Genomic DNA, 23,967 nt, shown 5'->3' on the forward strand with positions numbered 1-23,967 from the left:
CAGAAGAGCTTCCCTTCTCCTTGCGCCCACAGCGAAGGCGCCCCAGGAACGCATCTCCTGGGGCGCCTCCTCATATGTATCTCCAGTGCGGCACGGGCACTGCCTAGCAGCCGCAGCCTTCCGACTCCGTGAGCTCGGAGCGCACGACGGATCGCAGATGCTCCTCCGCTTCGCGCATGGCTTCGCTGTCTCCCGACTTCCGTGCCGCACGGTAGGCATTCATGGCCTGGAAGAAGGCAGTCTGGGTCGGATCTTCGTCTGCATCCTTCTTCCCTTCGGGCTCCTTCATGCTCCCAAAGGTGTGGACAGACGATTCAGGCGCTTCGTCCTTCTGGCTGCTCCCAAGCGCCTCTTCGAGCGCCTCGGACATCTTGTAGCCCGACTTTGCCAGATCGTCTGCCAGGGTATGGCTCTCGTTTTTGCTCACGCAAGTCCCTCCAGCTTGTCTACCTCGTTCAGAAGCTGCGTACTCCTGTCATGGAACATGAGGCCGCGGCTGTGCTCCACGAACTTCTTCGACCCATGCTCCGCCACGAAGTGCATGAAGTCCGGATCCACCGCCAGGCGTGTCATGAATATCAGCATCTCCTGGGAGTCGCCGTAGGCATCGTTCACGAAGTCGATTGCACAGTCGATCTTCGAGACGAACTCCTTCGAGCCAGCGCCGAGGTCGCGCACCATCGCGTTGAAGCTCTCCTTGGCCGCATTGTAGGCATCCTCCTGGCTGAGAGAGCCTCCTGCCTGTGCGACGGCGCGGGCGACTGCCTTCCTGATGGCCTCGAGGATCTCCCCTTTCTTCGCCTCTGCCATCTGGCGGGCACCCGAGGCAAAGCCGGATGCGACAAGGCGCCTGAGCTCGAGCTGGCACTCGTTCTCCTGTGCTGTGAGCGATGCCAGGAGCGACACGCCGGAATCGGCCTCCTTGAGCTTTGCCAGAATCTGGCGCACCTCGAGGAGCGCCTTCTTCCTTGCAGTCAGGCGGTGCACATCGCCCAGGAGCACATCGAGCAGCAGGTTCACGAGGGCGACTCGCTCGTCGAACGGTGCCTCCTTTGCACGGTCTTTCAGCTCCTCGCCGGCAGCGCCCGAAAGGATCGCGGAAACCTGGTAATCGTCCTGGTACTTCTCGAAGAGCTCGAGATAAAGGCTGAAGTCCTCTGCGATCTCCTGGTCCTGGAGATACTGGGCAATCAGGTTGAGGTCGACAGAAAGTCCCTCATGCTCGTAGGCCAGGATCATGCGGGAGAGGTCTTCCCAGCCACGGGCCGTCACGATGCTTGTGCTCTCCACGCCCGCATGGACATGGTAGAAGTTCTGCGGCTTGTTTGTGAGGTACGTGAGGATGGCAGGATGCACGCCGTGCGTTGTCGCATAGTCCATCCAGACATCGAGGTCGGGCTCGATGTCGATCCTTTTCATGCGGTCGAGCATGGCGGCATCGAACTCGCGGGCGCTCCTGTTGTACTCAGGCGGATTGCCGGCCGTCACGATGACCCAGCCGACAGGCAGCTTGTGCTGGCCGAACGTCTTGTACTGCAGGAACTGGAGCATGGCGGGAGCGAGCGTCTCGCTCACGCAGTTGACCTCGTCGAGGAAGATGATGCCCTCAGGAATGCCTGTGCGCTCGATTGCGTCATAGGTGGCTGCAATGATCTCGGACATCGTGTAGCGCGAGACTTTGTACCCCTTCCCGCCATACGTCGCATCGGCGATATAGGGAAGTCCCAGTGCCGACTGCCTCGTGTGGTGCGTCATCGAGTACGAGACGAAGTTGACGCCGAGCTCCTCTGCGACCTCCGAGACGATAGCGGTCTTGCCGATGCCCGGAGGGCCCATCATGATGAGAGGGCGCTGCATCTGGGGCGGAATCAGATAGAGCCCGTTCTCGTCCTTTGCGAGATACGCACGCACGGCGCCCTTGATCTGCTCTGTCGCTGTCTTGATGTTCATGCTTCCCTATCCTCGCTTCTCGGCCTTCTGGGCACGGTAGCTTTCCGATTCGTCAGATTCGCGTTCGAGCTCCTCTGGCGGCAGCACAAGCTGTATGGCCCAGGGCGGAACGCTTTCCTTGCGGTAGCTCTCATCGTAGAAGATGAAGGCACATTTATATGGAGGCTTCCTCTTCGGATACGTGCCGAAGCCATCCGTGAAATAGACCGTCCCGTCGAGGTGGCGGAACTCGCCTTCGCGGATGAGCCTGTCGATGTAGTCGAAGGCAGGGCGGAAGTCGGTGCCGCCGAAGCCCTTGACCGTGACATGGTCTGACCATTTCGCAAGATCTTCGGGTGTCGAGATCTTCGTATCGGACTCGACGCCGGCATCCGCCTCGATGATGTGGATGTTCGTGCGCTCCGTGAAGGTCGAGTCGGCATGCAGCACATCGAAGGCCGTGTCCACGAAGCGCTGGATCGTGTCCCCTGCGACAGAGCCCGACGTGTCGAGCACGATCGCAAACTCCCGAATCCTCTTCTCGTCGCGATATTCGAGCGGCTCGATCAGAGGGACGTTGCCGTAGAGCGCAAGCCCATACGTATAGAAGACATAGTCGAACTCGTCGTCCGATGTATGCAGGGATTCCTGCATCACGGCAAACTTGCGCAGGAACTCGCGGAAGTCCTGGGGACGGTGCGTCCTGATCTCGAGCTCGTTCGTGAGGTCGCCGAGCTGCTCTCCGCGCTCGCGCGAGAGCGTATGGAGGTCCACATTGATGGACTTTGCGACCTGCTGCCACTTGTCTCGCTCATGCTCGCGCTCACGCTCGCCGAGGCCGCCTGCTTGGCGCACAAGCGCCTCGTTCTCCGCTTCACCGCCATTCCCTGAAGCCTGCTGTGACTGCTGCCGGGTCTTCCGTGCGCTGCCTTCGCGCTCCTCTCCCGAACCCTGGTTGGGGGCATGACGCTCCTCGTACTCTGTCGGTGCATGGGAGGAGGAGCCTTCCTTCTGCTGTCCCCCGTTTTCAGGAGATGAGGCAGGGGCTGCATACCAGAGGTCATGGTTGTCCACATGGAAGATGGATCCCCAGGCACTCATGAGGTCGTGGTAGTAGCCCCGGCGCAGCGCCCTATAGAGCCTGTCTGTGGAAAGCGGCCCACGGAGGTCCTTCTTCAGGTGCTCGAGCACGACCGAGATGGCCTCGCCCCTGTCTCCTTCACGGGCACCGCAGATCTCGGCGGCCAGGCTCTCGGCGATGATGTCAGAGGCAAGGTCCCAGGGGAAGCGCTCCACGCGGTCATCGACGAAAGGATGCATCAGGATGCAGTGCATGAGGACATGCACGATATCGTGGATCGGAGGCTTCCTTGTCTTCGCGAACGTCGCAAGCACGCGTGTCGGCTCGATGTAGAGCGTCTGGCCATCCGTCGCAAACGGCTCGATCATGAGGGCAGGCGAGATATCGCTCTTGAGCTGGCCTATGGCAGGAGCAAGGAAATGGCTGTCGCTCACGACGAGGCCTTCAGCCAGATCGACGACCTTGCGCGCAAGCTCGTAGCGCTCGTGTGTCTTCTGTTCCGCCTCTTCGAAGGCTGCCTTCTCTTCCGGGGTGAGCCCCTCCATCGCATCTGCCATGGCAGCCTACAGGAGAAGATCCGAAAGGTCGCCGAGATCGCCCTCGTCGTCCTGAGGCGCCTCTTTCTGCTCGGGCTCCTCTTCGGCCTTTGCATCCTCGACAGACTTGGCCGTATCGGAGAGGTCCTGCCGAAGCGTCAGAAGCCAGGCTGCAATCTCTGCATGCCCCGCCTCGGATGCTGCATCGATGGCACGGTCGAGGTTTGCGGGCGTGTAGGTATTCTGCCAGCCAAGGAGATCTTCGAGCTGGTCGAAGCAGGCGCCTTCTGCAAGCACAGAGAGAAGCACCCCATTCTGGTACTCCGTCCCCGGTGTGAGGTGTGCGACCATGCGGCGCACGAGCCCGACATTCTTCTTGAGCCAGCTCTGCGAGCACAGCCTGTCATAGAAGACTTCAGGCGCCTTTTCGCAGGTCCAGACAATCAGGCGCTCATCCTGGTTCGGGACGACCATGCGGCCCAGGAGCTCCGGCATGCGCTCCGTGCCGCCAAGATGCTGGCGCCAGAGCTCGAGCAGGGCATCTGCCAGCTCGAGGCAGGACTCTGCCGTACCCGGCACATAGGAGGCCGGATAGGCATAGGCACGCGAGGCGCAGGCAAGCGCCGCGCGGAAGATATCGTCGAAGACGACGGGAATGAAGCTCTGGTCGTTTGCAAGCTTCGCCACGAGCTCGCAGGAACGTCTCACATCGGTGCCGCGCGAGTAGTCTGCGCCGACCAGCTCCTCGGATGGCCCGAAGGTACGGAAGATCTCAGAGGTGACCGAACGTCCCTGCGGGTCTTCGAAGAGCTTGGGAGAGGACCCCGTCATGTCGCCACGCGTCAGGTCGTGCATCAGGAGCGAGCGCTCAGGAAGGCTCTCGGGAATCTCTGGATCTTCGAGCAGGTTCACGCGGCGTGCCTTGAGGTCATAGGCGATGTCCTCGCGGTCGCAGCGAAGGGCCAGGGCAAGTGCCCAGCCGCAGTACGGGATGGGACCGAGGTCTGCGATGATTGCATCGACAACCTCCCGCGATGCCCAGACGCAGGCACGCTCGAGGAAGTCGACAAGCTCCTTCGGCGTGGCATAGCTGCGCAGCGGCACGAGCTCCTTGATGGCAGAGAGAGCCTCCTCATCCGTGCCCGACACCAATGCCATGCGAAGCTCTGCTGCAAGGCGCTTGTAGTGCCTCTTCTCCACGGAGAGTTCCATATCCAACCCCATTTCAAGCCGCTTGGTGCGGCAGACGCTGCCTTCTGTAGAATGGTAGCCAATCCCAAAGTCCTTGGATAGTGATACCCGCTCATGGGCATCCTCATGAGGAAGAGTCGGATGAGTGGCGAAGAAAGGAAGCATGGACACATGGCAGAAGCGAGCGAAAGCACAGGAGCAGCTGTCGTCGTGACCGAGCGCGTGCGCTCGAATCTCATGTGGGCGCTAGGTGTCGCTGCCTCAGGCGCCGTCACGATCTGGCTTCTTCTCTTCCCGCTGTTCTCGAGCTCGGTCTGGCTTGTCTGGATCCGCTGGATCGGCATCCCGCTTGTCTGCGCCTTCGAGGTCATGGCGCTCATCCAGGTCCTCAACTACTTCAACAGAAGGCTCGAAGTCAGAGATGGGGGCGTCTCCTATACGAACTGCCTCAAGCGCACAAGATCCTACAGCTGGGACGAGATCGTGGCCTACGATATACGCGAGAAGTCCCACGCGCTCGAGCTCGTCCTTGGAGGGCACCCCAGGACCTTCCATGAGTCGAGCACGAACTTCGACGCCTTCGTCGACTCCGTAATGGACCACACCGAGCTCATTGCCCTGTCAGACCGTTAGGAGAAGCACGTGCAGATACGCCGCGCCACCGAAGAGGATATCGAAGGAATCATGGAGCTGCTCGTCCAGGTCTGCAATGTCCATGCAGAAGGACGTCCCGACCTCTTCATCCCGGATACGAGGAAGTATACGGAAGATGAGCTCAAGGCACTTATCAAGGACCCTGCACATCCCATCTTCGTCGCGGTGGACGAAAACAGGCAGGAAGGCACCCATGAGCTTCTGGGCCATGCCTTCTGCGAGCTCCAGGATCTGACCAGCGCCCCCAACATGCGCCAGGACCGCGAGCTCTACCTCGACGACCTCTGCGTGAACGAGCGCTGCCGCGGCCAGCATGTGGGAGAGCATCTCTGGGAGGCAGTCTGTGCCTACGCGAAAGAGCAGGGCTGCTACCGCGTGACGCTCCATGTCTGGTCCTGCAACCCGAAGGCAGAAGGCTTCTACGAGCACCTGGGCCTCAAGCCCTACCTCATCGGTATGGAGCACATCCTCTAGCTTCAGGCGCCAAGCTTCAGTTCCTGCGAGCATCCTCTTCGAGCATGAACTCGGGGAGGGTGTTTCTCTCTGCAGCCTGCGCGATATCCTCGAGCGCCACAGCTACCCCGTCATCTGCGCAGGCACCGATATGGTAGCGGGCAAGCGCTGCCACTTCCTTCGTTGCATTCGCGACGGCGACAGAGTTCGTGACCTCGCGGAAGATGGGCACATCGTTTGCGGCGTCGCCGAAGACGACGACTTCCTCGTCGGAAAGTCCAAGCTTGTCCATCAGGACATGGAGGCCCGATGCCTTGCTGACACCGTGGGGCACGATATCGTACCAGTTGGGCGTCGGCGAGACGATATCGAACTCGGGAAAGGCGGGGCTGAGCTTCGTATCGATGAAGCGGCAGGCAGGACGTCCCGATGTGGCGGCAAGCGTCGCTGCGATGAGCGGCACCTCCGGCACCTGCTCTGCCACCTGCGGCGTGAACTTGAAGCGCTCCCGGTATACCGGCACCTGCTCGGGGTCTGCTGCAATGACCCAGACCGGATTCGTCATGTCGGTATCTGCCGGATAGGCCACGAGGAATACATCCGGCACGCTCTTGAGCATCTCGGCCATGCGCTCGAGCGGATCATGCTCGATCAGGGACAGCGAGACGATCTCGCCGTCGATCATGACCTTCTTGCCGCTCGACATGACCCCTGTCTGGAAGGCAGAGGCATCGCCCTGGAAAAAGCGCAGCAGCTCATGGTAGTCACGTCCCGTGGAAGGCCCGAACTCGACACCTGCCGCCCGTGCATCCGCAATCGCCTCGAGCGTGCGCTTCGAGACATGCGGGTTCCCGAAGGGAATGAGGGTGTTGTCCATGTCGGAGAGGGCAAGGCGTATCACGGATGTCTCCTTCGGAAAGCTTCTTATGGTCTTGTTCTTCCTGCATTGTAGCGAGGCCACAGGCCCCGTTTCACGCAGGGCCTGGCAAGCATTCTGTAAACTCACAGCGCATCCACCAGGAAAGCCTCAGGATCGGCCTGTATGCTGGTCGAAACAGGACAGAAGGGATGAGGCATGAGGACGGAGCTCGGAATCGGCACGCGCAGCCAGACCATAGAGATAGATGATGCAGAGCTCATCGAGGTGATGCATGCCAATGCGGTCGAGGCAGAAAAGCCCGGCGAAGGGCTTGTGAGAGACGCCCTTTCCTCCCCTGTCGGCACAGCTCGCCTCAAGGACATCGTCCATCCAGGACAGAAGGTCTGCCTCATCGCAAGCGACTGCACCCGCCCCTGCCCCACGCCCGAGCTCCTCACTCCCGTCATGCAGGAGCTCCACGAGGCAGGCATCCCCGACAAGGATGTCTTTGTCGCAATAGCGCTTGGCTCCCACAGGCCCCAGACCGAGGAAGAGCTTGCCCACATCATGGGTCCCTGGAAGGGAAAGCTCGCTGTCGTGAACGGCAGCACGTCCTTCAGGCACTTCGGCACGACCAAGGCGGGCACCCCGGTCGACATTATCGAAGAGGTCGCGGATGCCGATGTGAGGGTCGGCCTCGGCAATGTGGAGTACCACTACTTTGCCGGCTACTCGGGCGGCGCCAAGGCCATCATGCCGGGCTGCTCCACCTTCGAAGCCATCCAGGCAAACCATTCCTTGATGCTTAGCCCAGAAGCCCACGCTGGCAACATGGAGAGCCCCGTAAGGCTCGATCTCGAGGAAGCCTGCCGCATGGTCGGCCTCGATTTCATCGTGAATGTCGTCCTCGACGAGGACAGGCACATCGTCTATGCCGCAGCAGGAGACTTCGTGGCTGCCCAGCGCGATGCCTGCCACCATCTCGACGATCTCTACGGGTGCGAACTCCACGAGGAGGCAGACATCGTGGTCGTCTCCCAGGGAGGAGCTCCGAAGGATCTCAATCTCTACCAGCTCCAGAAGGCGCTCGACAACGCGAAGCACCCGGTGCGCGACGGCGGGACGATCGTGCTCGTGGGTTCCTGTCAGGAAGGCTTCGGCCAGCCGACCTTCGAGCAGTGGATGCGCGAAGCAGCGACTCCTCATGAGGTGGTGGAGCGCCTGAAGAAGACGTTCGTGCTCGGTGGCCACAAGGCAGCAGCCGTGGCCCAGATAGAGGAGCGCTGCGACATCTATCTTGTCTCCGACATGCCGGATGCCGAGGTCAGAGCTGCGTTCATGACACCATTTGCAACAGCACAGGAAGCCCTCGATGCAGCGTGTGCAAAGACGCTCCGCGAGCTTGGACGCGCACCCCGCATCCTCGTTATGCCTCACGGAGGCTCGACCCTCCCGCTCATGCGCCTCTAGCCACACCATTCAAGGCAACGAATGCGGCCGCTCTGGATTCTCAGTCCGGAGCGGCTTTTCATGCGGCTGCTCTTTCTTGCCACCTCTCCTATTCATATGCCTACTTTGCGTATGCTTTGCAGCATATTTATGCGTTTGCCTACTCTGCGTAGGCTTTTGTTCTGGCGTTCGCTCATCATTTCTGGTCTTCTGTGATTGAAATTCCAGATTCGGTACAGGAGCGGACATGGCAGAAGGCGGGGCACAGGAAGACAAGAAGGAGCCGATCGCCCCGGCGAAGCAACCGAACAATCTGCGTGAAATCAGGAAAGCTCGCAACCTCTCCACGACGCAGCTCGGGGACTATATCGGTGTCACCAAAGGAGAAGTGGAGCACTGGGAAGCCGGCCGCCGTGATATGAATGCAAGCCAGCTCGTGAAAGCTGCCGAGCTGCTGGGCTGCACACCAAACGATATCCTTGGATACAGCAAAGAGGGGGATCTCCCGGGCATTCTGAGGGTCGTGAAACCTGAGGCCGAAGAAATCATCGACCTCTATCTCGACAACGACCTTGTCGTGCAGGCGGATGTGAAGAACATCCTTCTCCGCCATGCCAAGCACCCGCAGAAGTTCGAGAAGCGCCACAAGGACTAGGCTGTCCCCCCACCGGCAGACTCCAGACCCCTTAGAATGGAAGGGCTGAACAAATCTATTCCATCCAAGGAGCTGCAACACCCCTGATGTCTGACATGAATATTCCGGTCGAAGAGGCCGATGAAGGACCGAACGGACCTGGCTCTCTCGGCAGGCTCGGACCTGACTGGTCGCAAGAAGACCCCCATATCCCGACCGATGAATCCCTCGAGACCTTCCTTTCCTGGGTCGAATCCCGTGGCATGGAGCTCTGGCCTCACCAGGAAGAGGCCCTGCTCGATATTGCCGCAGGCGACCATGTGATCCTGGGCACGCCCACAGGCTCCGGCAAGTCCATGGTGGCACTCGGCATGTGCTTCATGGCATTATGCGCTGGAGAGCGGAGCTACTACACCGCCCCTATCAAGGCACTTGTCTCTGAGAAGTTCTTCCAGATGGTCGATATCTTCGGGAAGGACAATGTCGGCATGATCACGGGCGATACCGTGATCAATCCCGAGGCGCCAATCATCTGCTGCACGGCAGAGATCCTCGCACAGGATGCCCTGCGCTTCGGCGAGGACGCCGATATCGGCTATGCCGCGATGGACGAGTTCCACTTCTATGCCGACCGCGATCGTGGCTGGGCCTGGCAGGTGCCGCTCTTGACCCTCCCCCATGTCCACTTCCTCCTCATGAGCGCGACGCTCGGCGATGTGACGGCAATCCACGACAAGATCGAGGACCTGACCGGACGCACCGTCGACGTTATAGCCAATGCGCCGCGTCCCGTGCCTCTCCACTACCAGTTTGTGGACACAGCACTCGAAGCCACCGTCGAGCTTGCCCTCAAGAGCGGCGATGCGCCGCTCTATATCGTGCACTTCGCCCAGGATGCCGCCTTCAAGAGCGCCCAGGCACTTGCGAGCTACGGCGTCAGCACGAAGGAGCAGAGGGATGCCGTAAAGGATGCTATCAAGGGCACCCGCTTCACGACGAACTTCGGCAAGGCGCTGAAGCGGCTTCTGCTCTGTGGCGTCGGCGTCCACCATGCCGGCATGCTCCCGAGATACCGTCTCCTTGTGGAGAAGCTTGCGCAGCAGGGCCTTCTTCCTGTCATCTGCGGCACCGACACCCTCGGTGTCGGCATCAATGTCCCGATCCATACCGTGCTTCTGACACAGCTCACGAAGTTCGATGGACGCCGCATGCGCAGGCTCAATGCGCGCGAGTTCCACCAGATTGCAGGCCGTGCCGGACGTTCTGGCTTCGATACGAAAGGCGTCGTCCTCGCCGAGGCGACCGAATACGATATCGAGAAGGCACGCGCGCTCCTCAAGGCGGGAGGTGACCCGAAGAAGGCCCGCAAGATCAAGACGAAGACACCTCCTGAAGGCTTTGTCGGCTGGAACGAGCAGACGTTCAAGCGTCTCATCGACGCAGAGCCCGAGACGCTCGTGCCGCATCTCAGAATCACGAACTCCATGGTGCTCGCAGAGATAGAGCAGGGCGGAGATGCGCTTGCGCGCATGCACAAGCTCGTCGAAGATTCTGCCCAGACGCCGGAGCAGAAGGAGAAGCTCTCCGAGCGCACCGACGAGATCTTCGCGACGCTTCTCGATGCCGGTGTCATCACCTGCACCACAGAAGACGGCCATGATTCCTACTCGACGCTTGTCGACCTGCCGGACGACTTTGCACTCGACCAGCCGCTCTCGCCGTTCCTGCTCGCAGCGCTCGAGCTCCTGGATCCCGAATCTCCCACCTACGATATGGACCTCATCTCGATGGTCGAGGCGACGCTCGAAGACCCGCACCAGATTCTCCGTGCCCAGGAGCGCGAAGCAAGGGCACACGCAATCGCCGAGATGAAGGCCGACGGCATCGAGTACGAAGAGCGCATGGAGCGTGTCCAGGAAGTGACGTATCCGAAGCCTCTGGAAGATCTCCTCTCCCAGGCCTTTGCCGAGTACTGCAAGAAGGTCCCCTGGGCTGCCGACTACGAGCTCTCGCCGAAGAGCGTCCTGCGCGACATGATCGAATCTGCCTCTGACTTCAAGAGCTACATCCAACGCTACAACATCGCCCGCTCCGAAGGCACGCTCTTGCGCTACCTCTCCGAGGCCTACCGTGCGCTTGACCGCACCGTGCCGCTCGACAAGCGCGACGACTATCTCAAGGACATCATCAGCTGGCTTGGTCTCATGGTCCGCTCCATCGACTCCTCCCTCTTCGACGAATGGGAGGCATCAGGAGCACTTCCCGAAGAGGAGGCTCCCGAGGCCCCGGACGAGATTGTCCACGACCGGCGCGGCCTCACGCTGCTCGTGCGCAATGCGCTCTGGCAGCGGGTGCGCCTGGCCCAGGCGGGAGACGCCGAAGCGCTGGGAGCGCTCGATGCCGACTACGGCTATCGCGAGGTCGTATGGCGACGCATCCTCGAAAGCTACCACGAGCAGCACGAGGACATCCTCCTCGATGCAGATGCCCACTCCTCGAAGTTCTTCGAGCTCTCAGAGGACAGGGAGAAGTCCGACCACATCTGGCAGGTCCATCAGATATTCAGCGACACCGAAGGCGACCACGACTTCGGCATCCTCGCCGATGTAGACCTCGACCTCACGCAGGAGGAAGGAGAGGTCCGCTTCAGGGCCTACAAGGTCGGCTTCATCGAGGACCTGCTCCAGGAAGGATAGGCCCTCATCGGCACGCATGCCCAAAGACAGCAGAAGAGCTGCTGCCCCTTCTGGGACAGCGGCTCTTCCATGCGTACGTTCTGGTAGGAAACTGCTGGTCTTAGGCCTCTTCCTCCCGGTAGATGGCCGAGGTGAGTCCGAAGGCAACGCCGAAGGCGACAGCGAACATGATGATGTACTGGACAGGCTGCGTGATGCAGAGCAGGATGCCGAAGATGCCCGTGACGCCCGTGCCGGATGCGGCGAGGTGGAAGATGAAGCAGCAGAGAGCGCCGCATGCAGAACCGATCATGCCGCAGACGAACGGCTTCATCTTCGGGAGGTTGACGCCGAAGATGGCAGGCTCGGTGATGCCGAGGAGGCAGGAGATGCCGGAAGGAACGGCGAGGGACTTCGTCTTCTCGGACTTCGTGCGCAGGGCGACAGCCAGGCAGGCACCGCCCTGGGAGATGTTGGCAGCGCTTGCGATCGGCAGCCAGTAGGTGACGCCGTACTGGGCGAGCATGGAGACATCGATTGCGGTGTACATCTGGTGCAGGCCGGTGACGACAGACGGGGAGTAGATAAGGCCGATAACGATATAGCCGATGCCCAGAGGCACGGAGAGCAGCCACATGAGCAGGCCGAGGATTGCATTCTCGAGCCAGACGAAGATCGGGCCGATGAAGAGGATCGTGATGTAGGCAGCAAGGGAGACAGAGACGAGCGGCGTCACGAACAGGTCGAACATCTCGGGGACGGCCTTGTGGAGACGCTTCTCGAAGAAGCAGAGGATCCAGACGCCGACGAGGATGGGGATGACATGGCCCTGATAGCCGACCCAGTCGATCGAGTAGACGCCGGGGATGACATCGAGGGTGATCATCGTGCCGTTCGCGATTGCCGCGGAGGCGCTATAGGCATTGATGAAGTCGGAGCTGATGAGCAGGGCGCCGAGCGATGCTCCGAGGTAGGGGTTGCCGCCGAAGACCGTGGCCGCAGAGAAGCCGAGGAGAATCTGGAGGTTGCCGAGTGCGCAGGCGTTGATCAGCGATGCGATGCGCCACCAGACGGAGGTGGTGTCGAGCGCGAAGAAGCCGGCGCCGCCGTCTGCGACAGGCGTACCCATGTACTGGATGGCAGACATGACGCCCATGAGCATGCCGGATGCGACGATGGCCGGGATGATCGGCACGAAGACGTCGGAGAGGACCTTGATGGCACGCTGGAAGGCGTTGCCCTGCTTGGCTGCCGCTTCCTTCGCCTCTGCCTTCGAAGCGGCGCTCACACCGGACTGCTTAATGAACTCGTCGTAGACCTTGTCGACCGTGCCCGTGCCATAGATGATCTGGAGCTGGCCGGATGCCTCGAAGTTGCCCTTGGCACCGACGGCGTTCTCGAGCTTCTCCTTGTCGATCTTGTCATTGTCGGCGATGACCAGGCGCAGACGCGTTGCACAGTGGGCGGCAGACACGATGTTGTCTTTGCCGCCAACGGCCTCGAGGGCCTCCTTGGCAGCTTGTGCGTAATCAAGAGCCATGCGTGCTTCCCTTCTCTTCTTCCCTATCCCCAATTGCTTGAGCACGTTTGTGAAATCGTTCTCACATGGATATGAAACCGCACGAACAGAAAAAACACCAGAGCTTCCTGACTGCTGAGCGTGAACGGCATGTTTTCGTCGGCGAGCGGTATCAGTGACAGAAAATCGGTCTTGAAATTGCTTAAGAAGAGCCCAAAAGCTGGGAACGTTAACCCTAGGAGCGGGTGGAATTGCGGATCTGGATGTCGTAGCCCATACGAATCTCGCGCGAGACTTCGGGGGCTCCCTGCATGGCCTGGAGCAGGATGCGGGCGGCTTCCCTGCCGGCCGTCTTGTAGTGGTGATGGATCGTCGTGAGCGTCGGCGTCACGACACGTGACAGGTCCCCATCGCCCACGCCGGTGATCTGCACATCTTCCGGCACGCGCTTCCCGTACTCCTTTGCGCACGTCATGGCGCCATATGCGATGTTGTCAGAGGCACAGACGAGCGTGTCGCACTCAGGGTAGGCATCGAATATCTTCTCTGCGCACAGATAGCCCGAATCGAGCGTGAAGGCGCTCACGGCCTGCGCTTGGGGCGGCACCTCGACCCCGGCATCCCGGCAGGCATCGAGAAAGCCTCTGTGACGGCCCTTGCCTGCGGATTCGTCCTCTTCGAGAACGCCGATATAGGCTGGATGCTCTCCGTGCTTCAGGACCTTCCTGACGAGCCAGTACATGGAGCGATAGTCGTCATTGTAGACAGACGTATGTCCCTCGAGGTCCTGCCCGAGCACGACAAGCGGGCACTTCAAGGCCGCTATTGCATCGAGATGGGCCTGGTCGAAGACCGTGGCGATGAAGATGAGGCCGTCGACCTGGTTCCTGTTCGCGAAGAGCTGAAGATATGACACCTCGGCATCCTTGTTGTTGTTCGTGTCTGCCAGAAGCATCTGATAGGGCGTATCGGCAAAGGAGAGGGAGATGCCTGCCAGCATGCGGCCGACGGCATACGAGTTCACCTTCGGAAGGATCACGCCGACGAGGTTCGTCTTGCCGGTACGCAGCGTCTGCGCCTGCTGGGAAGGGACGTATCCCGTCTGCTCGACGACCTTCGCGATCGTTCGGCGCTTCTCTTCCGAGACATAGCCATTGTTGAAGTAGCGCGACACCGTGGCGCGGGAAACCCCCGCCATCTTCGCGATCGTGTTGATATCCACATGTCCTCCCGCACCGTTCCGAGCGTCCATTCTATGTCCTGAAGGCACCTGCGCCGGAACAATCCGCTTGCAAGATACGTACCACATTTTCATAGAAATATGAGAACGATTTCACTATAGTGTGGATGAACGGTCATAAGCATTGGTCCGACGCAAGGAGAGTGTCCGCATGTCTACTGCACTTGAACGCGATCTCGACAGGCTGCGCCAGGAGAAGGAACAGGGCGCCACGCACGGCGAATGGGGCGAGCTCTTCCACTTGATGCCTCCCGTGGGCTGGCTGAACGACCCCAACGGCCTCTGCCAGTATCAGGGCCGCTACCGTGCCTATTTCCAGTACGCACCCTTCGATGTGAACGGCGGCGTCAAGTGCTGGGGCTACCAAACAAGCACCGACCTGCTCCAGTGGCACTATGAAGGCTGCCCTCTCTACCCCGACCAGCCATCCGATGTCTCGGGCGTCTATTCGGGAAGCGCGCTTGTCCAGCCTGACGGCATCCATATCTTCTATACCGGCAACGTGAAGCTCGAAGACCGGGATGGCTACGACTACATCCGCACGGGCCGCGAGGCGAACACGATCCACACCGTCACGACAGATGGCCTCCATTTCGGGCCGAAGCGCGTCGTGATGAGAAACTCTGACTACCCCGAAGACGACACCTGCCACGTACGCGACCCCAAGGTCTGGCAGGACGGAGGCGGCTTCTGGATGGTGCAGGGCGCAAGGCGCTCCGACGATGTCGGAGAGATCCTCCTCTTCCACGCAGACGACCTCGACCGCTGGGCGCTCGCGAAGCGCCTGACGACCGATAAGCCTTTCGGCTTCATGTGGGAGTGCCCCGACTACTTCGATCTCACAGACAAGGCCGGCGAGACCCACCACATCCTCTCGACCTCGCCGCAGGGCCTTTCCGGCGGTGCCTGGGACAGGCGCAATGTCTACCAGTCCGGCTTCTTCGAGCTCTCCGCTCCCATCCAGGAAGATCTCTCGTTCTCGGGCTTCACGCTCTGGGACGCCGGCTTCGACTTCTATGCGCCACAGACGTTTGCGGCAGATGACGGACGCCGTATCCTGATTGGCTGGATGGGCATGCCCGATACGCCGAGCGTCACGAACCTCACAATCGCTGACGGCTGGCAGCACTGCTTCACGCTGCCCCGCGAGATCTCCTTCGAGGATGGCCAGGTCGTCCAGAAGCCTGTCCGCGAGCTTGCCGCCCACCGCACAGACGAGCAGTCCGCACAAGGCTCCTTCGTCGATATGGGTACCCCTGCCTTCGACTGCGAGATCGAGAATGCAAATCAGCCCTTCACGGCAACCATTGCCCATGAGCTCAAGCTCTCCTGGGACGGACATGTGTTCAGGATGGCATTCGAAGATCCGTCCATGGACTCTGTCGGTGCCGGGAGGGCCGAGCGCTTCGAAGAGCTTCCTGAGCTCTCAGGCCTCCGCATCGTCACGGACGCCTCTTCTGTCGAGGTCTTCCTCGAAGGCGTCCCGTACACGTTCTCGACGCGCTTCTATCCGAAGCAGCATTCCTTCATCGTGGACGCAGCACCCGAGGTGAAGACCACCTTCTGGAGCCTCTCCTTCTAGATTCTGTCCAGAGACGCGCAAAGGCCGGCATCCCTCCAGATGCCGGCCTTCTTCATTCTTGAAGCTGTCCTCGACGCCTAGTCGCGCGTGAGCTTGCGGTGGATGCAGTGCGGGCGTGAGGCGTCAGGCCCGAGCCTCTTCTCGCGGTTCTCCTGGTAGGCCTCGAAGTTGCCCTCGAACCAGTACCAGGCACCCGGATTTTCATCCGTGCCCTCCCAGGCAAGGATGTGCGTCGCGACACGGTCCATGAACCAGCGGTCGTGGCTCGTGATGACAGCGCAGCCAGCAAACTCCTGGAGCGCCTCTTCAAGGGATTCCAGGGTCTCCGTATCGAGGTCGTTTGTCGGCTCGTCGAGCAGGAGCAGGTTTCCGCCCTGACGAAGCGTCAATGCAAGATTCAGGCGGTTCCTCTCGCCGCCCGAAAGGACGCCGGCACGCTTCTGCTGGTCCTGGCCCTTGAAGCCGAAGGCGCTCACATAGGCACGGCTCGGCACCTCGGTCTCGCCGACGATGATCGTGTCGTTGCCATCAGAGACGACCTCCCAGACATTCTTGTCAGGATCGATGCCTGCGCGCATCTGGTCGACATAGGAGAGCTTCACGGTCTCGCCGAGCTCGAGCGAGCCCCCTGTAGGCTGCTCCTGCCCGACGATCATCTTGAAGAGCGTGGACTTGCCGACGCCGTTCGGACCGATCACGCCGACAATGCCATTCCGGGGAAGGCTGAAGGTGAGATCGTCGATCAGCACACGGTCGCCGAAGGACTTCGAGAGGTGCGTGGCCTCGAGGACCTTGGAGCCGAGGCGCGGGCCTGCCGGGATATGGATCTCCGTGAAGTCGACGGTGCGGATGTTCTTGGACTCTGCCTCCATCTGCTCGTAGGCAGCAAGACGTGCCTTGCTCTTGGCCTGTCGGGCCTTCGCGCCGGAGCGCACCCACTGGAGCTCGCTCTTCATCTTCTTGGCACGCTTCGCGTTCTGCTTGCCTTCCATCTCGAGGCGGGCTGCCTTCGTCTCGAGGTAGGTCGAGTAGTTGCCCTTGTAGGGATAGAGCGTGCCACGGTCGACCTCGCAGATCCACTCGGCGACGTCGTCCAAGAAGTAGCGGTCATGCGTGACGGCGAGGACTGCTCCTGGATAGTTCTTGAGGTACTGCTCGAGCCAGAGGACAGACTCGGCATCGAGGTGGTTTGTCGGCTCGTCGAGAAGCAGCAGGTCCGGTGCCTCGAGAAGGAGCCTGCAGAGGGCGACACGCCTTCTCTCGCCGCCGGAGAGATGCGTGACCGGCTCGTCTGGATCGGGGCACTGGAGGGCATCCATAGCCTGCGAGAGCTGGCTTTCGAGGTCCCAGCCATTCGCCGCGTCGATCTCGTCCTGGAGGCGTCCCATCTCGGCCATCAGAGAATCGAAGTCGGCATCAGGCGACGCCATCTCCTCGCCGATCTGGTTGAAGCGGTCGATCTTTCCGAGCAGGTCGCCGTATGCCATCTTGATGTTCTCGATCACGGTCTTGTCTTCGTCGAGCGGCGGCTCCTGCTCAAGAAGTCCCACCGTGTAGCCCGGCGTCAGGCGCGCCTCGCCGGCAGACACGTCCTCAAGCCCTGCCATGATCTTCAGGAGCGTGGACTTGCCCATGCCATTCGGGCCGACGACGCCGATCTTGGCGCCCGGGAAGAATCCCATCGTCACGTCGTCCAGGATGACCTTGCCCTGGAATGCCTTGCGGGCCTGATGCATCTGGTAGATGAACTCTGCCACAGGACCATCACGTCCTTCCGGTTCTGAGGAGCGCACCGCTCCCTTGTCTATCGATATCCATTTCATTGTACGGGAGCCATACATCCAGCCTGAAGCGTCTGCTCCCGAATGCGCAGAAGGCACGCAAGAGGGAAGCAAACCCGCTAGAATGGGCCCGGCTCTACCAGAAAGGATGCTATGAAGCGCATACTCATCGTCGCGACCGGCGGCACCATCGCCTCGCTCCCCCACGACACGGGACTTGCCCCGGGACTCACAGGCACAGAGCTCGTCGAGCGTGTCCCGCAGCTCGCAGAGCTGGCAGAGCTCGATATCGTGCAGCCCATGAACATAGACAGCACGAACATGCGCCCGCGCGACTGGCTCCAGATTGCAGACACGATAGCTGCGCACTACGAGGAGTATGACGGGTTCGTCGTGCTGCACGGGACCGACACGATGGCATACACGGCAGCAGCGCTCTCCTATCTGCTTGAGGACTCGCCGAAGCCGATCGTGCTCACCGGCTCCCAGCAGCCGATGGCAGCGCCCTTCACAGATGCAAAGCTCAACCTCTACCAGTCCGTCCTCTTTGCCACAGACGACTCGGCCCGAGAGGTCACGATCGTCTTCAATGGCAAGGCCATCGCCGGCACGCGTGCCCACAAGCAGCGCACGATGAGCTACAACGCCTTCACGAGCATGAACTATCCGACACTTGCCTACATCCGGCAGAACCGGGTCATCTGGAGCGGCCTTGCAAAGCCCGCCTCGAAGGAGGGGCTCCACCTCAGGCGCTACTTCGCGCTCGACGAGCGTGTGCTCGTCTTGAAGCTCACGCCCGAGCTCAGGCCTTCGATTTTCCATCTTCTCGAGCGCGACTACGACGCTGTGATCTTGGAGACCTTCGGCATCGGCGGCATCCCCGACTACGACGGAGACGCCTTCCAGGAAGCGATCTTTTCCTGGGTAGCGTCCGGCAGGACCTGCGTGCTCACGACCCAGGTGCCCGAAGAGGGGCTCGACCTCGGCGTCTACGAGGTTGGCCATGCATTCCAGGACCGACCAGGAATACTGCTCGGCGGGGACATGACGACAGAGGCGCTTGTCGCAAAGACGATGTGGGCCCTGGGCACGGGAACCTCGACCGAAGAGATCGCACAGCTCTTCTATCAGGAAATCAACCACGACCGGACGCCTGCTGCCTAAGCCCCTTAACAGATGCACGTTCTGCATGAACAAGTTGTGATAATTGGTCCTTCCTCATCCATTTGAGACGCACGCCGACCCGCTCGCGGGCAGTTGGTGCTAACAATGGAGCACACACATATACTGAGCCTTGAATCATGTGCCTTCTGGAAAGCAGCAGAGCAGGGCTGAGCATATGCCATCTGCCTACCCGCTCCGCACAAGACGACAAGGAGTCACGCACATGTCCGAACCCGAGACCATCCGCAAGGTCAATGTAATCGGCCACCTCCATCCGGATACGGACAGCATCTGTTCCGCAATCTCCTACGCCTACCTCAAGAACCAGCTTGGAGATACGTACTACGAAGCACGCCGCGCCGGAGCCGTGAACCGCGAGACCGCCTTCGTGCTCGATCACTTCGGCTTCGAGGAGCCGCCTCTGATCACGAGCGTGCGTCCGCAGATCAAGGACATCTCCTACCAGAAGGTGCCCGGCATCGACTCCGAGATGTCGCTGTTCGCTGCCTGGAACACGATGGGCACGGGCAAGGTCGATACCCTCTGCATCACGGACGACGAGAAGAAGATGCTCGGCATCATCGCCGTCAAGGATATCGCCAACGCGAACATGGACATCTTCGACACGCTGGTCGTGAGCAATGCGAAGACGAAGTATGCCAACATCGTCGAAACGCTCAAGGGCGAGCTCGTGCTCGGCGACCCCGAGGGGGAAGTGACCCGGGGCAACGTGCGCGTCGGCACCTCCCCTGAGATGATGGAAGGCCTCATCGAGCCGGGCGACATCGTGCTCGTCACGAACCGCTACGAGACCCAGCGCTTCGCCGTCGAATCTGGCATCGGCCTTCTCATCATCTGCAACGGCGCCCAGGTGAGCCACGTCGTGCAGCAGGCAGCAGCGGCAAACAGCTGCGCCATCATCACGACGCCGTATGACACCTATGCAGCAGCACGCCTCGTCTCCATGTCCATCCCGGTCCGCGCCAAGATGCTTCCGGCCGACAAGGTCCTGCGCTTCAGCGTGAACACGACCGTCGACGACGCCCGCAAGGCAATGTCCTCCTCCCGCCACCGCTACTTCCCGGTCCTCGACGAGGACGGCTGCTATTCCGGCATGGTCTCGAGCTCCAACCTCCTCTCTGCGCGCAAGAAGCATGTGATCCTCGTCGACCACAACGAGCGCAGCCAGGCGGTCGACGGCCTCGAGCAGGCCACGATCATGGAGATCATCGACCATCACCGCATCGGCACGATCGAGACCGAGGCCCCTGCCTACTTCAGGAATGTCCCGGTGGGCTGCACCTGCACGATCGTCTACGACATCTACCAGGAGAGGGGCATCGATATCCCGGCCAACATCGCTGGCCTCATGCTCTCTGCCATCCTCTCCGACACGCTCGCCTTCCGCTCCCCGACCTGCACGCCGAGGGACGTCTATGTGGGCAAGGAGCTCGCAAAGATTGCCGGTGTCGATATCGACACGTATGCTGACCAGATGTTCGATGCCGGTGCCGACCTCACGGGCCGCACGGCAGAGGAAGTCTTCGGCTCCGACTTCAAGGTCTTCAGCCGCGGCCATGTCCGCTTCGGCGTCGGCCAGGGCTCGTTCATGACAGAAGGATCGAGGAAGGCCGCAGAGGCCCTTGTCGGACCGTACCTGCCGGATGGCGCCTCCGCCAACGATATCCCGATGGTGTTCTACATGTTCACGGACGTGAAGTCCCAGACGACGGAGCTCCTCTACTCCGGCCCGAACACCGAGGCCATCGTCTCGCGCGCCTTCGGCGTGAAGCCCGTTGACGGCATTGCCACGCTTCCGGGCGTCGTCTCCCGCAAGAAGCAGGTCATTCCTGCCCTCATGAGCACGCTCCAGGCCATGCAGGAGGAAGACGGCGAGTAGCTGCCGCATTCGCATATGCCACACCAGAACCCCGCAGCAGCCGCTGCGGGGTTCTTTCTCTGTACGTTCAGGAACAAGAAGCTCAGGCACTCCTCCGTGCATTAGCATGCAGAAGGAAAATCGCGTTCCAGACAAGGAGTCCCATGCACAAGCTTCACAAGGTCCATGCCCGCATGCCCAAGCACTTCGTGCTCGAGGAGCGGCTTGCTAGATATGCCGACGCAATCGAGACCGAGCCCCGGAAATATGCCGGCAGATGGGCAGAAGCCTGCCATCCGCTCGACGAGAGCGGACTTGGGCGCTTCAGCAAGGTAGAGCTCGACCTCGGCTGCGGCAAGGGCGCCTTTGCCTGCGGGATGGCAAAGATGCACCCTGATACGCTCTATATCGGCATCGACACCGAACCTGTCTGCATCGCCTATGCCGCGCAGCTTGCCTTGGAAGAGAAGCTCCCCAACACCCTCTTCGTGCCTGGCATGGGAAACGATGTGCCTGAGTTCTTTGGAGAAGGCGAGCTCTCCTGCATCCACATCAACTTCCCGACACCCTTCCCGAAGAAGCGCTTCGCCGAATACCGCCTCACGATCCTGGACCGCCTCATGGACTACCGCCGTGTCCTTGCTCCCGGCGCCCCGATTGTCCTCAAGACCGACTCCCAGCCCTTCTTCGACTTCACGCTCACGCAGTTGCCGCTTGCGAACTACCGCCTCGTCTGGAAGACAGACGATACGAGAAGCAAGCTTCCCGACGAGCCGGTGACAGGCTATGAGGAGAGGCTCACGGCACAGGGCGCGAAGGTCCTGGGCCTCTGCGCCATCCCGGAAGATCCGGCACCCACCAATCCTGTGCAGACCGCGGAGCTCTCCCTCTCGAGATACCTGCCGCATGACCTGGAGAATATGAACTACGTGCCGTATGGCATGGAGAACACGGTCAGGAACATGAGAGACTACAAGAAGAAGCACGGCGAGGGCTACTATGTCCACAACAGGTAGCTGAACTGGCAGCAATCATTGCCCGAAGCCCGCACCGGAACGCTTCCGATGCGGGCTTTGCCTTGACCAGGCAATGTCATAGATTCCCATTTTGCAAAAGTGGCGCATATACCGTTTTCATTAAATAGGCATCTTTGTTATCGTCTGGCATTCAGCTTGCCCATATGTTCCTGTTATGAGGTATATTTATCGTAACTGGCACATGTTCCACTTTTATGAAATAAGGCACGGATGGAAATCAGAAGAGACCGGTACCTCAAACGTCTGCAGGTCCGCATGCACAACGGCATGATCAAGGTGATAACCGGTGCCCGCCGATGCGGCAAATCATACCTAGTCTTCAAACTCTTCCGGAACTGGCTCATCGATCAAGGCATTCCTCAAGACCACATTGTCGAGATGGCATTCGATATGCGCGAGAATGCAGCATTCCGCAGCCCTGATTACTTCCTGTCCTGGGCAAAGGAGCAGATGCAGGGAGAAGGTTTCTATTACCTTCTGCTCGATGAGGTGCAGATGCTCGATAGCTTCGAGGAAGTCCTCAATTCCTTGCTGCACATCGACAACATCGATGTATATGTCACCGGCAGCAATTCAAAGTTCCTTTCAAGCGATGTGATTACCGAATTCCGTGGCCGCGGTGATGAAGTACGAATTCAGCCACTGAGCTTCTCCGAGTTCATGCAGACCTATAGCGGAAACAGATATGATGCCTGGGCGGAATACCTCATGTACGGCGGGATGCCGCTGGCAGCTACCATGCAGACGGATGAGCAGAAAGCATCCTATCTGCAGGCACTTTTCACCGAGACGTACCTCAAAGACATCCTCGACCACAACCGAATCAAGAACAGCGTCGAGCTCGATGAGCTTGTAGACGTGCTTGCCTCTTCCGTTGGCTCGCTTACCAATCCCACCAAGATTGCAGCGACGTTCAGGAGTGTCCATGGATCAACACTCAGTCCGAGCACCGTGCAGGCATACATCGGGTATCTCGAAGATTCATTCCTGATTGAAGAGGCAGTCCGCTTCGATGTAAAAGGACGTCACTATATCGGTTCCCCCAAGAAATACTATTTCGAGGACGTAGGACTTCGCAATGCACGCCTTGGCTTCAGACAGGTCGAAGAGACTCATCTGATGGAAAACATCATCTTCAACGAACTGCGTTCGAGAGGAATGCTTGTAGATGTCGGCGTCGTTCCCGTGCGCGAACGAAATGATGCAGGCATTCTGAAACGCAAGCAGCTTGAAATAGATTTCGTCGCCACCCGGGGCAGCAGCAAGTACTACATTCAGTCAGCCTACGCACTGCCTGACGAGGAGAAACGTCATCAGGAAGAGGCTTCCCTTGTAAGAGTGCCAGACTCCTTCCGCAAGATCATTCTTGTAGGGACGCCGACCAAGACGTGGCATGATGAGCAAGGAATCACTTTCATGAACGTGCTCGATTTCCTGCTGGATGAGAAGAGCCTTGAGAGATAGGGATTTTATTTATCGAAACTGGTACACGTGCCAGTTTCGTGAAGTGGCATCGAGATAAACAGTATCCGCCCCGTCAAGAGGACAGGGTGGACACAAGATATGCTTCCATCGACCATCTTCAAACGGATTCTCAGAACAGAGGCAGCGTTCTTGCCATAGCCGCAGCACGTTCATGACGGAGCAGGGACGCGCACGGATCCATGCTGAACAGCCTCGCAATACAGGCCGACACCGGCAGCGGCGAGACCGTCTCAAGAACCGCCAGCACCAGATGGACAACCATTGCTATCGCCCATCGGGGGAAGCGTCTTCATCGCTGCGTCCTTGCGGTGCCACCGGCAGCATTGATGAGGACTACGACCTCCTTCTATATTGACGGCGTATATTCCTGCTTGAATTCGGTGCCTTGGTTCTCGAATCGCACCATGCTTCTATCTTTCTCTTTCTTTCCCCATGTGAGAAAGAAAGAGAAAGAAACGTCAAGGCCGAGCTGCATAGACTGGCACATGCTCCTCTTCGTGGGACAGACTACGGCAATGGATGCTCTGTGGGCTAGCAGGACGGACGCAAGACCAGCTTCATGCACCGCTGTGCCCTCCCTGTACCTTTCTGCCTGAAGGCAAGTGTCCTCTGGGCTTCGTTTCACGAAAGCGGCACTTGTTCTGCTTTTGTGAAATAGAAGCAACCAAGCTGCCAGAGCTGCTCCGCATGCCAGCAGATTCACCGATGTCTGCCATCGAGCGATACCGGCACCTATGCCACTTTCAATAAATGGAGAAGCGGCAAGACAATGCCCGCCCTGCCAGAGCAGCAGGGCGGGCATCTTGCGGCTAGGATCTC

At 59.9% G+C, this 23,967-nt stretch carries 18 protein-coding genes; 10 read left to right on the plus strand and 8 right to left on the minus strand.

Features of this window, described 5'->3' with window-relative positions; all coding sequences use genetic code 11:
- Positions 1-103: 103 nt before the first annotated feature.
- The 4 genes from VXJ24_RS04220 to VXJ24_RS04235 are packed head-to-tail and all read right to left on the minus strand — an operon-like array spanning position 104 to position 4,758.
- On the minus strand, positions 104-427 hold the full coding sequence (locus VXJ24_RS04220; RefSeq protein WP_330971671.1) for a hypothetical protein: 324 nt from the start codon (positions 425-427) through the stop codon (positions 104-106).
- Positions 424-1,950 (minus strand): MoxR family ATPase, encoded by a 1,527-nt coding sequence (locus tag VXJ24_RS04225; protein WP_330971672.1) that lies wholly within the window; start codon positions 1,948-1,950, stop codon positions 424-426. Before VXJ24_RS04225 ends, VXJ24_RS04220 begins: the two co-directional genes overlap by 4 nt.
- 6 nt (positions 1,951-1,956) lie before the next feature.
- Positions 1,957-3,567, minus strand: a complete 1,611-nt coding sequence (locus VXJ24_RS04230; protein ID WP_330971673.1) for a vWA domain-containing protein — start codon at positions 3,565-3,567, stop codon at positions 1,957-1,959.
- 6 nt (positions 3,568-3,573) lie between these two features.
- On the minus strand, positions 3,574-4,758 hold the full coding sequence (locus VXJ24_RS04235) for a hypothetical protein (protein ID WP_330971674.1): 1,185 nt from the start codon (positions 4,756-4,758) through the stop codon (positions 3,574-3,576).
- A gap of 150 nt (positions 4,759-4,908) precedes the next feature.
- Here VXJ24_RS04235 and VXJ24_RS04240 point away from each other — a divergent pair, with 150 nt between their 5' ends.
- On the plus strand, positions 4,909-5,370 hold the full coding sequence (locus VXJ24_RS04240) for a PH domain-containing protein (RefSeq protein WP_330971675.1): 462 nt from the start codon (positions 4,909-4,911) through the stop codon (positions 5,368-5,370).
- Between the two features lie 9 nt (positions 5,371-5,379).
- Positions 5,380-5,865, plus strand: coding sequence for a GNAT family N-acetyltransferase (locus VXJ24_RS04245; protein ID WP_330971676.1), 486 nt, complete (start codon positions 5,380-5,382; stop codon positions 5,863-5,865).
- 16 nt (positions 5,866-5,881) lie between these two features.
- On the opposite strand, the gene VXJ24_RS04250 is transcribed toward VXJ24_RS04245, so the two are convergent.
- Positions 5,882-6,745 carry an HAD family hydrolase gene (locus VXJ24_RS04250; RefSeq protein WP_330971677.1) on the minus strand — a complete coding sequence of 288 codons (864 nt, stop codon included), beginning with the start codon at positions 6,743-6,745 and terminating at the stop codon, positions 5,882-5,884.
- Positions 6,746-6,919: 174 nt separating this feature from the next.
- Here VXJ24_RS04250 and larAH6 point away from each other — a divergent pair, with 174 nt between their 5' ends.
- From larAH6 to VXJ24_RS04265, 3 genes are all read left to right on the plus strand, one after another.
- Entirely contained in the window at positions 6,920-8,173 is a 1,254-nt protein-coding gene (gene larAH6 / locus VXJ24_RS04255; protein ID WP_330971678.1) for a nickel-dependent malate racemase, LarAH6 family, read from the plus strand.
- Between the two features lie 226 nt (positions 8,174-8,399).
- Complete coding sequence (locus VXJ24_RS04260; RefSeq protein WP_330971679.1) at positions 8,400-8,807, plus strand: helix-turn-helix transcriptional regulator; 408 nt, start codon at positions 8,400-8,402, stop codon at positions 8,805-8,807.
- A gap of 86 nt (positions 8,808-8,893) precedes the next feature.
- Positions 8,894-11,482, plus strand: coding sequence for a DEAD/DEAH box helicase (locus tag VXJ24_RS04265; RefSeq protein WP_330971680.1), 2,589 nt, complete (start codon positions 8,894-8,896; stop codon positions 11,480-11,482).
- Positions 11,483-11,582: 100 nt separating this feature from the next.
- On the opposite strand, the gene VXJ24_RS04270 is transcribed toward VXJ24_RS04265, so the two are convergent.
- Complete coding sequence (locus VXJ24_RS04270; protein ID WP_330971681.1) at positions 11,583-13,001, minus strand: PTS transporter subunit EIIC; 1,419 nt, start codon at positions 12,999-13,001, stop codon at positions 11,583-11,585.
- A gap of 214 nt (positions 13,002-13,215) precedes the next feature.
- A complete protein-coding gene (locus VXJ24_RS04275; protein ID WP_330971682.1) occupies positions 13,216-14,202 on the minus strand; it encodes a LacI family DNA-binding transcriptional regulator in 987 nt (328 codons plus the stop codon).
- A 169-nt stretch (positions 14,203-14,371) separates the two neighbouring features.
- Between VXJ24_RS04275 and VXJ24_RS04280 the strand changes: the two genes are divergently transcribed.
- The gene (locus tag VXJ24_RS04280) at positions 14,372-15,802 is read left to right on the plus strand and encodes a glycoside hydrolase family 32 protein (RefSeq protein ID WP_330971683.1); all 1,431 of its coding nucleotides are present in this window, start codon (positions 14,372-14,374) and stop codon (positions 15,800-15,802) included.
- 77 nt (positions 15,803-15,879) lie between these two features.
- Here VXJ24_RS04280 and ettA read toward each other — a convergent pair whose 3' ends face one another.
- Positions 15,880-17,559 (minus strand): energy-dependent translational throttle protein EttA, encoded by a 1,680-nt coding sequence (gene ettA, locus VXJ24_RS04285; protein ID WP_330971684.1) that lies wholly within the window; start codon positions 17,557-17,559, stop codon positions 15,880-15,882.
- A gap of 177 nt (positions 17,560-17,736) precedes the next feature.
- On the opposite strand from ettA, the gene VXJ24_RS04290 reads away from it, so the two are divergent.
- The 4 genes from VXJ24_RS04290 (at position 17,737) to VXJ24_RS04305 (ending at position 23,127) form a co-directional block, all read left to right on the plus strand.
- Entirely contained in the window at positions 17,737-18,747 is a 1,011-nt protein-coding gene (locus tag VXJ24_RS04290; RefSeq protein WP_330971685.1) for an asparaginase, read from the plus strand.
- A 223-nt stretch (positions 18,748-18,970) separates the two neighbouring features.
- Positions 18,971-20,647: a putative manganese-dependent inorganic diphosphatase gene (locus VXJ24_RS04295; RefSeq protein ID WP_330971686.1), complete on the plus strand. Its 1,677-nt coding sequence runs from the start codon at positions 18,971-18,973 to the stop codon at positions 20,645-20,647.
- 143 nt (positions 20,648-20,790) lie between these two features.
- Entirely contained in the window at positions 20,791-21,642 is an 852-nt protein-coding gene (gene trmB / locus VXJ24_RS04300) for a tRNA (guanine(46)-N(7))-methyltransferase TrmB (protein WP_330971687.1), read from the plus strand.
- 231 nt (positions 21,643-21,873) lie between these two features.
- Entirely contained in the window at positions 21,874-23,127 is a 1,254-nt protein-coding gene (locus VXJ24_RS04305) for an ATP-binding protein (protein ID WP_330971688.1), read from the plus strand.
- The last annotated feature ends 840 nt before the right edge of the window (positions 23,128-23,967 follow it).

The organism is Olsenella kribbiana (genome assembly GCF_036408795.1).
Classification (GTDB): domain Bacteria; phylum Actinomycetota; class Coriobacteriia; order Coriobacteriales; family Atopobiaceae; genus Olsenella_L; species Olsenella_L kribbiana.

Coding starts and splice junctions, on each gene's coding strand:
- VXJ24_RS04225 (WP_330971672.1), bottom strand. CDS start 1,950: ATGAACATCAAGACAGCGACAGAGCAGATCAAGGGCGCCGTGCGTGCG.
- VXJ24_RS04230 (WP_330971673.1), bottom strand. CDS start 3,567: ATGGCAGATGCGATGGAGGGGCTCACCCCGGAAGAGAAGGCAGCCTTC.
- VXJ24_RS04235 (WP_330971674.1), bottom strand. CDS start 4,758: ATGGAACTCTCCGTGGAGAAGAGGCACTACAAGCGCCTTGCAGCAGAG.
- VXJ24_RS04240 (WP_330971675.1), top strand. CDS start 4,909: ATGGCAGAAGCGAGCGAAAGCACAGGAGCAGCTGTCGTCGTGACCGAG.
- larAH6 (WP_330971678.1), top strand. CDS start 6,920: ATGAGGACGGAGCTCGGAATCGGCACGCGCAGCCAGACCATAGAGATA.
- VXJ24_RS04260 (WP_330971679.1), top strand. CDS start 8,400: ATGGCAGAAGGCGGGGCACAGGAAGACAAGAAGGAGCCGATCGCCCCG.
- VXJ24_RS04265 (WP_330971680.1), top strand. CDS start 8,894: ATGTCTGACATGAATATTCCGGTCGAAGAGGCCGATGAAGGACCGAAC.
- VXJ24_RS04270 (WP_330971681.1), bottom strand. CDS start 13,001: ATGGCTCTTGATTACGCACAAGCTGCCAAGGAGGCCCTCGAGGCCGTT.
- VXJ24_RS04280 (WP_330971683.1), top strand. CDS start 14,372: ATGTCTACTGCACTTGAACGCGATCTCGACAGGCTGCGCCAGGAGAAG.
- VXJ24_RS04290 (WP_330971685.1), top strand. CDS start 17,737: ATGAAGCGCATACTCATCGTCGCGACCGGCGGCACCATCGCCTCGCTC.
- VXJ24_RS04295 (WP_330971686.1), top strand. CDS start 18,971: ATGTCCGAACCCGAGACCATCCGCAAGGTCAATGTAATCGGCCACCTC.
- trmB (WP_330971687.1), top strand. CDS start 20,791: ATGCACAAGCTTCACAAGGTCCATGCCCGCATGCCCAAGCACTTCGTG.
- VXJ24_RS04305 (WP_330971688.1), top strand. CDS start 21,874: ATGGAAATCAGAAGAGACCGGTACCTCAAACGTCTGCAGGTCCGCATG.